Here is a 10,248-nt window from a genome sequence, read left to right as displayed (position 1 = left end):
CTCAGAAGTGCTTTTTTCTATCAGGATACCCGGATGAGAGTCAATCAAATATCTTTAAATCAGCAGGTGGACAGGACCTTTATTCCCGTCAGAATATCAAACTCACCTTGGGAAAAGCATGAAAATTATGGAGGATATATTTACCTGGATACTCGCTTCTCAACCTTTGCTGTCGACCACAAATTGACGCTTGGCTATTCTTCTACTCTTTATGATTACTTTGTGCGTGGTAACGGCCCTGTTTCCCGATCTGGCACAAGCCTTTCACTGGATGAACTCAAGAATTTACCGGAGCCAGACTGGGGAGCATCTTTCGGAAACGAACCACTGTCATCTGTCTGGGTTGACCGATATGACAATGTCCTGATTGGAGATGCTATTACCTTCAACGATCAGTGGTCTACGATGGTCGGGCTAAACTATGCTACGACGGCAAATAAAAGAGGGGGGTTCTATGGTGATAGTAGCTATGAAAAATCTGCACTGACTCCCTCCGTTTCATTGCTATATAAACCAATTGAAGAGGTAACCACCTATGTTTCCTATATGGAAGCCCTTGAAAAGGGTACGATAGTAGGCAATACCTACGCCAATCGTGGAACAGTATTCCCTCCATTGGTCAGCAAACAGTATGAAGTGGGTCTGAAATACGATATCAGCCCTAATTTATTATTGAGTACTGCCCTGTTCCGGATCGAAAAAGCCAATCAGTATTCGGATCTTGCAACACCCATTCCAAGCTATGTCCAGGACGGTCTGCAAGTGCATAATGGTGTGGAGTTAGTTCTGACCGGAAAAGTCACGGACAATCTCACCATCATGGGTGGCGGTACCCTGATGGATATCGGGGTGGAGAAATCCAATAACCCCGCTCTCGAAGGCAAGAAACCAACCAATGCCGCATCAAGGATGGGCAAGATTTACGCAGAATACGCGCTGCCATGGGTTCCAGGGTTGAGTCTGACCGGTGGGATTTACTATACCGGTGAAAGATATGCCGATGCTGCCAATACCGATAAGATTCCGAGTTATACCTTGTACGATATCGGTGCACGGTACACCACCCGCGTATTGGATAAAGCGCTGACAGTGCGCCTGAATGTCATTAATCTGACGGATAAGGATTATTGGCAGAACGACTATACTTTCGGCACTCCAAGAACCGTTGCGTTTTCCGTCAGTACGATGTTTTAACGAAACACTGATTGATGGTTCCCACGTGTTCCGCGTGGGAACGCAACTCGCCTCGTTCCAGCGCGGGGCATACTGGTCACCGGAGCGGCAACAACACAGATTCCCACGGAAGCGTGGGAACCATCAAAACTTCCACCATTGCAAATGCTGCTAGGCATGACGCAATCCAGTAACAACGCTAACTCCCCTGCTCCCGCGACGATGGAAATCATTGCATCGTGTTGTTGTGCCCGGGACGTACTGAAAGGATTCACAGGCATAATAAGTGCCTGCTGTGACAGAATTAAGTCTGGGCTTGTTTCTGGAGATGTCTGCCATATTTTTGGTTGAATTTCTCTACCCTTCCTGCGGTATCCACAATTTTCTGTTTACCTGTATAAAACGGATGACAGGATGAGCATACTTCGATATGCAGGGGTTTGCTCAAAACGGAGCGGGTTTTGAACTCATTGCCGCAACTGCATGTTACGGTGATCTCGTGATACTCCGGATGAATACCTTCCTTCATTTGATGTCCTTATCTCCAAAGCTAAATACTAAATAAAAGGGCAGCTATTATTACTTAAGATATGCATGACTGCAACCTGATAACCCGTTCAAGATCTCGCTGAAGGGTGCATTGCGGCGTTAAAATTGAACTCAACATGCTCACATACTTCGAGTATGTTCCGCTTTCTCGTTCAATTTTGCCTTGCACTGCATCCCCTGATCGAGATCTTGATCAGGTTCTGAGACACTGTATTGACTGAATCAAAAATTTGATCAGGAGTACAACTGCTGTCCAGCATTACACACGCCGCATGGAATCGAAAAAGTCAGCATTATTTTTTGTAGCCTTGATTTTATCCAGCAGAAATGACATTGCATCCATTTCATCCATTGGATAAAGCAATTTACGAAGAATCCATATTTTTTGCAGAATTTCGGAGGGGATCAGCAGTTCTTCACGACGGGTTCCCGATCGGTTCACATTGATGGCAGGATAAATACGTTTTTCTGCCATGCGACGATCGAGATGAATTTCCATGTTGCCGGTTCCCTTGAATTCTTCGTAGATCACATCATCCATGCGCGAACCGGTATCTACCAGAGCGGTGGCGATGATGGTAAGTGATCCTCCTTCCTCAATATTACGGGCAGCACCAAAGAAGCGCTTGGGGCGTTGCAGGGCATTGGCATCCACACCGCCGGTCAGCACCTTGCCCGATGCGGGTACGATCGTGTTATAGGCACGAGCAAGGCGAGTAATCGAATCGAGCAGAATGACGACGTCTTTTTTGTGTTCCACCAGTCGTTTTGCCTTTTCAATGACCATATCTGCTACCTGAACGTGGCGAGCAGCCGATTCATCGAAAGTGGACGATATGACTTCCCCTTTCACGGAACGTACCATTTCTGTTACTTCTTCCGGGCGTTCATCGATCAGCAGCACCATTAATACGACATCCGGGTGGTTGGCCGCAATGGAATGTGCAATATGCTGAAGCATCACCGTTTTTCCGGATTTTGGGCTGGCGACCAGCAACCCGCGCTGACCTTTGCCGATAGGCGCAATCAAATCAATGATTCGGCCGGTAATGTTTTCTTCAGATTTGATGTCTCGTTCTAGTGTCAGGCGTTCGGTCGGAAAAAGAGGTGTCAGATTTTCAAACAGTATCTTGCGCTTGGAATTTTCAGGTGGTTCATTATTGACCTTATCTATCTTGACCAGGGCAAAATAACGCTCTCCTTCCTTGGGAGGGCGTATTTCACCGTCTACTGAATCACCAGTATGCAGGTTGAATCGCCGGATCTGGCTGGGAGAAATATAGATATCATCCGGACCGGCAAGATAGGAGGTATCGGGGGAACGTAAAAACCCGAAACCATCTTGCAGAATTTCCAGTGTGCCCTCTCCGAATATACTTTCGCTTTTACGTGCCTGATTCTTCAGGAGTGCAAAAACCAGATCCTGCTTGCGCATTCGGTTGGCACCCTCGATATCGTTGGCGACGGCCATTTTTACCAATTCGGAAACATGAATGCTTTTTAAGTCGGATAAACGCATGAAAGTGACTCTTGAAGATCAAAAAAAGTGCGGGTAAATGAAGAGGGTGTTTCAGGACGGGCTATGCGATTTATAAAATGACTGCTGATTTACACGATGTCGGGATAACGAAGATCACGACTGGTAACATGGTATAACGCGTCCTGACAAAACAGAATGAGCCGAACGAAGATTGTTTGTGATTCATTCGGCTTATATCAGTGTTTAGATCCAGAGAATTTCTTATAAATGACTGTCGACAAATGCTGTCAACTGTGATTTTGATAAAGCTCCAACCTTGGTCGCCTCGATATTTCCATTCTTGAATATCATCAGGGTGGGAATTCCGCGAATACCGTACTTCTGAGGAGTCGACTGGTTTTCATCTATGTTGAGTTTGGCTATCTTGAGGCGGTCACCATACTCACTGGCAATCTCATCCAGAAGAGGTGCAATCATCCTGCATGGCCCACACCATTCTGCCCAGTAATCAACAAGTACCGGGACAGGACATTGCAACACTTCTGATTCAAAACTTGCATCCGTAACATAATGAATGTGTTGGCTCATGAAATCCTCTTTTAATGTTTGTTGGAGCAAAATGGACGCCTGGTGACAGCCAAAACCTATCGCACCTGGGGCCATTAACAGAATTCGAACCACCTGCTTAGATGAGCTGCTGGAGGCAACCTAAACACGGGAATGATTCTATGTTTGTATACTACTGAAAGATCAGGCGGGTGATTAAAGTAAACTACACAGCACTGTTGCCTTTATTTCCAACAATACCGCCTTTACCACGACCATGAGACAAAACGAGAAGACCTATTTTATTTATTATACTTACAATAACGTTTGAATCAATAAATCTGGCAATATTTTTTGGAGATTCTACGGATCTTTATCAAAGATGTCCCGGAATATCAGTAAAAGCTGATTTTGAAACTGACATAGTAATACGGTAGATTACTGCTTTATTCTTTATTACCGGGTACTTAAATTAATACAACTATCTGATTTCAGGCTTCCATCAATGAAATACTTTTCTCTGTTCGATCAAAGTAGATGCCCTAATATCTTAAGGTATCTGTACAGGCTTATTCTATTGATTAAGCAGGATTTCTGCCGGGTTTATTCGATGTTTCTGCGACCTGCTGTAACGAATCCTATCAAGCACAACACTTTTGGGCATTCTCGTAACCGCCTGACTTTATTTATTTTGACATCTTTGGTCACACATCATACTTCGTGCATGGCGGAACAACCTGTTTCCGGTTTGCGTCTGGAAATCAGAAGTTTTGTAACAGATATGGTGAGCCGTCATGGATATGATGCGCATGAACTGGAAGATGCTTTTATTCAAACGAATTTCCGGCCGGAGATTCTCAAACTGATTTCCACCCCGGCTTCAGCAATTTCCTGGGATGAATATCGGAAGCGATTCGTCAACATGCAGCGTATCAAAGGCGGAGTCGATTTCTGGAACAAATATGCCGCTGATCTGGAGCGTGCAAGGAAAATTTACGGCGTACCTGAAGAAATCATCGTGGCGATTATCGGTATTGAGACTTCCTATGGTTCATCGACCGGAAATTATCGCGTCATGGATGCACTGACGACACTCGCCTTTGATTTTCCCAGAAGAGCAGATTATTTTCGGGAAGAGCTGGAAAACTATTTATTGCTGGCCAGGGAACAGAAATTTGGTTTGCTGGACATCAAAGGCTCTTACGCCGGCGCAATTGGTGTCCCTCAGTTTATGCCCGGAAGCTACCGGCGCTACGCAGTCGACTTCAACAATGATGGAAAGATCGATCTTTCCAGGAGTGCCGTCGATGCAATAGGCAGTATAGGCAATTATCTGAAGGAATACGGATGGGAGGCGGGCAAACCGGTTGCTATTCGCGCACGAGCCGGATCACAGAATCTGCAGGAATTCCTGGACACAGATATCAAACCGTTACATTCCGTCTGGAAACTGCGCCAGGCCGGTATCACTCCACTTGATCCTGTTGCAGATGATACCCTCTCTGCCTTGCTGGAATTGAACAGCCAGGGCAAGCGTCAGTTATGGTTGGGATTCAAAAATTTTTATGTGATCACGCGCTATAACCGCAGTACCTTCTACGCCATGTCTGTTTTTGAGTTGGCTAGAGCGATCCATACTGCCAGATCATCCTATTCGGCTGACCGGTAACAGTATGGGTGTATCGATTCGATTACTCGACAAAAACAGCTGTTCCACTTACTGACACCATCAGCATGCCATTTTCCTTGCCAAGCACTTCATAATCGATATCGATTCCGATTACTGCATTGGCACCCAGCCTGTGAGCATTCTCCTGTAGCTCTTCCAGGGCGATTTCACGGGCATGCTGCAGTTCTTTTTCATAAGTTCCTGAACGTCCGCCGACAAAATCACGAATGCCCGCAAAAAGATCTTTCAAGACATTCGCACCCAGGACAGCTTCGCCGGCGACGATGCCGTAATAATGTGTGATGCGTTTGCCTTCTATGACAGGGGTCGTGGTAAGCAGCATGTTTTTCCTCACTGAAATTTCGTTACTGACTGTTAACCCGGTCAAATACCACAATATGGTCAGTTTGTGGCCTGATGCCAATTTTCTCACCAATGGCATGATCGTGGTGGCTGGAAATCAGTGACAGCACACTCTGTCCGCTGGCAAGGCGTAACGTATAAAGAAATTGTGCACCGCGGAACGCTTTGTGTACTACGACAGCCCGCAGCGAACTATCGTTATCATGAATAACATCATCAGGGCGTATCAGTACATCCACCTGGCTGCCCGCAATTTCACGGGATGAATGGCCCGGGTGATAAATGTTTCCGGCCAGGGTACCCAACTCGGTTTCCACTTTATCGGAGTGTGTGACTTTTCCAGGAATCAGTGTGCCCTGCCCGATGAAATCCGCGATGAAACGATTTGCGGGATGATGGTAGAGCTCATGTGCGCTGCCCCACTGCATCATTTTTCCAGCATGCATCACACCTATTTTGTCTGCAACGGCAAAAGCCTCCGCCTGGTCGTGCGTAACCAGAATCGCAGTAATGTTCAGTTTCTTGAGCAGCTCGCGTATTTCCTGGCCTAGGTATTCACGCAAACTTACATCGAGATTGGAGAACGGTTCATCCAGCAATATCAGGTCAGGATAGGGGGCCAGTGCCCGCACCAATGCCACACGCTGCTGCTGACCGCCAGATAATTCATGCGGGTAACGATTGGCTACTTCCATCAAACCGGTGATCTGCAGCAATTCGGCAACCCGATGAGCCCGCTCTGCTTTGGTGCTGCGGTGCAGACCAAACCCGACATTGGCGGTTACAGTCAGGTGCGGGAACAGCGCATATTCCTGAAATACCATACCTACCCGCCGTTGCTCGGGTGGCAGAACGAATCCGGCACGGCTGACAGAAATTTCATTCAACCGTATTTCACCGGATACAATCGGCTCGAACCCGGCGATACAGCGCAAAACAGTCGTTTTGCCGCAACCGCTTGGACCAAGCAGGCAACCGATCTCGCCTTTTTCCAGCTCGAATGACAGTTCATTCACGATAACCTGTGCGCCATAGGCGTGGCTGATTCTGTCAAGTTCCAGCAATGTACTCATTTTTGAGTCAGGTTTCGGAATGGCGTATCAGAAGAATGATTGGAATCAGTCCGGTCAGAATCAGTGTCAATGCAGGCAATGCCGCTTGATCCCATTGTCCTTCAGAGGTTAATGAGAAAATGCGCACCGCCAGGGTATCCCAGTCGAAAGGCCGGGTCATCAGCGTAATGGGCATTTCCTTCATGACATCCACGAATACCAGTGTTGCTGCCGTAAACAGGCTGCTTTTCAACATTGGAAAATAGATCATTCTCAACATTGACCAGCCGGTAACACCAAAACCGGCGGCAGCCTCGTCGATGCTGCGTGTTACGCGCTGCAGCGCGCTTTCCAGAGGAAAGTAACTGACTGCGAGAAAACGGGTCATATACGCAACCAGCATGACCGTGAGCGTTCCCTGGATCAGTAATCCGGTTTCAACCCCGGAAATATTTTCGATCCAGTCACTCAGCAGATTATCCAGCCACGCCATCGGAATGAATATTCCCACTGCCAGTACTGCACCCGGTAAAGCATAGCCAACTGTGGTGAGACGAATGGCAAAACGCGTATAACCATCTGAATGGAGGCGTGCGGCATATGCCAGCATGGCCGCTACCAGACAGGTTATCAAGGCAGCCAGTACAGAAAGCAGGATAGAATGCCAGGCGAACTCGAGATAACGCTGATCCAGGCCGATGGTCAGCGCATCCATGGCCCATATACCCAACTGTATAATGGGTAATGCAAAAGCAAAAAACAATACTGTACCGGCAAAACCGGTTACTGCCATTGCCTGCCAGCCGGTGAGCGGAATACGTTCAACCCGTGCACTTTTCCTGCTTTCAGAAAAACGCATCCGCAGGCGGAACCGTTGTTCTGTCATGATGATGACAAGTACAATCAGAATAAGCAGTGAAGCAAGCTGCGAAGCAGTTGACAGGGAAAACATGCCGAACCAGGTTTTATAAATCGCGGTGGTGAATGTATCGTAGTTGAAAATGGAGACTGTACCAAAATCAGCCAGCGTTTCCATCAGAGCCAGCATGATGCCGGCAACGATCCAGGGACGCGCCATCGGCAGTACTACTCTGAAAAAACCTTGCTGACGAGTGAAGCCCAGAGATTGGGCAACTTCCAGCAAACGTTTTCCCTGTGTCAGAAAGGCATCGCGTGAGAGCAAATAGACATAGGGGTAAAAAGCGAGTGTCATTACGATTGCCACACCCGGCCCGCTACGTATATCGGGAAACCAGAGCAGATCAGAGTTGAACCAATGACGCAAACTGGTTTGTACCGGCCCGGTATAGTCAAACGTACCCAGCGCTACAAAGGCGATTACATAGGCAGGAATTGCCAGTGGCAGGAATAATGCCCAGGAAAAAAAACGATACCCGGGAAACCTGTAAACCGAAGTAAACCAGGCGAGACTGACTCCCAGGAGAGAGGTTCCCACTATGACTCCCAGTGAAAGCCATAGGGTGTTCGTCAGCAGACTCGGTAGCGTGGTAGAGATCAGATGTTGCCAGATCTCATCATCCGGCGAGAGAAATGAGGCAAATACCACGCATACCGGTACAAGCACCACACCGGCCACCAGAAATGGAAAGACGCGCCAGGCGCGTCGAATTCCATATCCGGCTTCGTAACTGGAATGCTGCTGGATGTCAGATATTGCAGCCGGATTGACGGAAGAAAAATCGTTTTTCAAATGAATCGCACTCTAGCGGTATCCTGCACGATCCATCAGCCGGACTGCATCGGCTTGTAATTCACCCGCCTGCACGATACTTCTCGGATCTCCCTTGAAACTGCCCCAGCTATTGAGCAGCTCACCATATTCAACTTTTGGATTGGCGGGATATTCCATATTGAGTTCAACAAACAGTTTTTGTGCCTGTTCGGAAGAAAGGAATTCCAGTAACCGCACGGCAGCAGCTCCATGTTTGCTGTACTGGATAACACCCGCACCGGAAACATTGATATGTACGCCAGTCGTGGCCTGATTTGGCCAGAAAATTGCCAGGGGGAGTGTCGGATTTTCACGCATCAACCGGCCGTAGTAATAGGTATTGACCAAAGTCACGTCACAGCGTCCTGCTGCGACAAATTCCAGTGCAAGCGTATCATCTGCAACTGGGTCGGTTGCGAGATTATCTACCCATCCTTTGACGATGCGTTCAGTTTCAGTCTCGCCCAGCTCTGCAATCATCATCGCGACCAGCGACTGGTTATACACTTTTTTGGAAGTGCGCAGACATAACCGGTGCTTCCATTTCGGATCAGCCAGATCTGCATAGGTGGACAATTCTTCAGGTTTGACTTTCCGGGTATTGTAGACAATGGTACGGGCGCGAACTGTCAATCCAAACCATTGTCCTTGCGGATCCTGCAAATTTTCAGGAATGTTGGCTTGCAGAACAGGAGAAGTAACCGGTTTCAGCAACCCGTTGCGAGCAGCTTCCCATAAGTTTCCCGCATCCGTCGTGATGAGTACATCAGCTGGTGTTCTTTTACCTTCTGCGAGCAGGCGGGTCAGTAATGCACCTTCCTTGTCCGTGGTGAATTTGACAGTGATGCCGGTTTCTTTGGTGAAGGCGTCAAATAAAGGTTTGATCAGTTGCTCGATTCTTGACGAATAAACGACAATTTCTTCCGCCTGTGATGATATCGGGACTGCAAACAAAAAAACAATGAGCAGAAAACTGCTGCACCAGCGGCCAACATGACCGGAAAAAATGAAAGAACGGGACATAATTTTAACTCCGGGGTTGAACAAGCGACATTCGAATCCTGCCAGTGAAGACGAGGAGGGAAAGTTCAGGAAACGCTATATTCTGTCTTGAAAACATTGCCTGACCGGGACTGTATAGCTTCAACAAGAATAGTTATCAATCAGGATTTTTGTCAAGGCAAAATAGCAGATCGCCGAGTGATGGCCTGCTTAATCGTCCCGCAGACGGACTGCAAGAACGTCACATTTTGCGTAATGCAGTACACTGTTGGCCGTGGAGCCCAGCAGCAATGCGAGCCCGTGCCTGCCATGTGATCCGACCACGATCAAATCAACATTTTCCTGTTCGGCAATACGAATGATTTCCTCTCTGGGTTCTCCCCACACCAGCCAGCGGTGAGCAGGATCGATGCCTAATGTGTTGCCTATCTGGCTCAATTTCTGCTTTTCTACATCTAGCATAGCATCATAGGTCGTTTCCGTATCCAGGGGAATGGCCGTGCCGTAAGGTGTATCAGGCATGGGGATATTGTCCAGCACATGGATGAGGCTGAGTCTTGCCCCGATTTGTGATGCCAGATTTCTGACTTTCTGCACTACTTGACTATCCTCAGACGAGAAATCCACGGCAAGCAGAATGTGATGATAAACAGACATGGTTTTTCCTGACGGGTTGATGAAA

10 protein-coding genes are annotated in these 10,248 nt (G+C 47.6%); 2 read left to right on the top strand and 8 right to left on the bottom strand.

Annotated features, from left to right (window positions below):
• On the top strand, positions 1–1,194 hold a 1,194-nt coding region (locus B5D58_RS03855), incomplete at its 5' end, for a TonB-dependent receptor (protein WP_143779545.1).
• A 283-nt stretch (positions 1,195–1,477) separates the two neighbouring features.
• Here the strand turns inward: B5D58_RS03855 and rpmE are convergent.
• From rpmE to trxA, 3 genes are all read right to left on the bottom strand, one after another.
• Entirely contained in the window at positions 1,478–1,702 is a 225-nt protein-coding gene (gene rpmE, locus B5D58_RS03850) for a 50S ribosomal protein L31 (protein ID WP_011111645.1), read from the bottom strand.
• A gap of 279 nt (positions 1,703–1,981) precedes the next feature.
• The gene (gene rho / locus B5D58_RS03845; protein WP_011111644.1) at positions 1,982–3,241 is read right to left on the bottom strand and encodes a transcription termination factor Rho; all 1,260 of its coding nucleotides are present in this window, start codon (positions 3,239–3,241) and stop codon (positions 1,982–1,984) included.
• A gap of 222 nt (positions 3,242–3,463) precedes the next feature.
• Entirely contained in the window at positions 3,464–3,790 is a 327-nt protein-coding gene (gene trxA / locus B5D58_RS03840; RefSeq protein ID WP_011111643.1) for a thioredoxin TrxA, read from the bottom strand.
• 682 nt (positions 3,791–4,472) lie between these two features.
• Between trxA and mltB the strand changes: the two genes are divergently transcribed.
• Positions 4,473–5,417 carry a lytic murein transglycosylase B gene (gene mltB / locus B5D58_RS03835; RefSeq protein WP_234988987.1) on the top strand — a complete coding sequence of 315 codons (945 nt, stop codon included), beginning with the start codon at positions 4,473–4,475 and terminating at the stop codon, positions 5,415–5,417.
• Positions 5,418–5,439: 22 nt separating this feature from the next.
• On the opposite strand, the gene B5D58_RS03830 is transcribed toward mltB, so the two are convergent.
• The 5 genes from B5D58_RS03830 to B5D58_RS03810 form a co-directional block, all read right to left on the bottom strand.
• Positions 5,440–5,760: a heavy metal-binding domain-containing protein gene (locus B5D58_RS03830; RefSeq protein ID WP_011111641.1), complete on the bottom strand. Its 321-nt coding sequence runs from the start codon at positions 5,758–5,760 to the stop codon at positions 5,440–5,442.
• A gap of 22 nt (positions 5,761–5,782) precedes the next feature.
• The gene (locus B5D58_RS03825) at positions 5,783–6,853 is read right to left on the bottom strand and encodes an ABC transporter ATP-binding protein (RefSeq protein ID WP_011111640.1); all 1,071 of its coding nucleotides are present in this window, start codon (positions 6,851–6,853) and stop codon (positions 5,783–5,785) included.
• Positions 6,854–6,860: 7 nt separating this feature from the next.
• Positions 6,861–8,420, bottom strand: coding sequence for an ABC transporter permease (locus B5D58_RS03820; protein WP_011111639.1), 1,560 nt, complete (start codon positions 8,418–8,420; stop codon positions 6,861–6,863).
• Between the two features lie 135 nt (positions 8,421–8,555).
• On the bottom strand, positions 8,556–9,587 hold the full coding sequence (locus B5D58_RS03815; RefSeq protein ID WP_011111638.1) for a Fe(3+) ABC transporter substrate-binding protein: 1,032 nt from the start codon (positions 9,585–9,587) through the stop codon (positions 8,556–8,558).
• Positions 9,588–9,776: 189 nt separating this feature from the next.
• The gene (locus B5D58_RS03810; RefSeq protein WP_011111637.1) at positions 9,777–10,223 is read right to left on the bottom strand and encodes a universal stress protein; all 447 of its coding nucleotides are present in this window, start codon (positions 10,221–10,223) and stop codon (positions 9,777–9,779) included.
• Between the last annotated feature and the right edge of the window lie 25 nt (positions 10,224–10,248).

Origin of the sequence: Nitrosomonas europaea (genome assembly GCF_900167395.1) — a bacterium.
Lineage (GTDB): Bacteria > Pseudomonadota > Gammaproteobacteria > Burkholderiales > Nitrosomonadaceae > Nitrosomonas > Nitrosomonas europaea.
Note: the sequence above shows the minus strand (reverse complement) of the source record. Positions and strands in the feature narration are given on the sequence as shown.

Coding starts and splice junctions, on each gene's coding strand:
- rpmE (WP_011111645.1), bottom strand. CDS start 1,702: ATGAAGGAAGGTATTCATCCGGAGTATCACGAGATCACCGTAACATGC.
- rho (WP_011111644.1), bottom strand. CDS start 3,241: ATGCGTTTATCCGACTTAAAAAGCATTCATGTTTCCGAATTGGTAAAA.
- trxA (WP_011111643.1), bottom strand. CDS start 3,790: ATGAGCCAACACATTCATTATGTTACGGATGCAAGTTTTGAATCAGAA.
- mltB (WP_234988987.1), top strand. CDS start 4,473: ATGGCGGAACAACCTGTTTCCGGTTTGCGTCTGGAAATCAGAAGTTTT.
- B5D58_RS03830 (WP_011111641.1), bottom strand. CDS start 5,760: ATGCTGCTTACCACGACCCCTGTCATAGAAGGCAAACGCATCACACAT.
- B5D58_RS03825 (WP_011111640.1), bottom strand. CDS start 6,853: ATGAGTACATTGCTGGAACTTGACAGAATCAGCCACGCCTATGGCGCA.
- B5D58_RS03815 (WP_011111638.1), bottom strand. CDS start 9,587: ATGTCCCGTTCTTTCATTTTTTCCGGTCATGTTGGCCGCTGGTGCAGC.
- B5D58_RS03810 (WP_011111637.1), bottom strand. CDS start 10,223: ATGTCTGTTTATCATCACATTCTGCTTGCCGTGGATTTCTCGTCTGAG.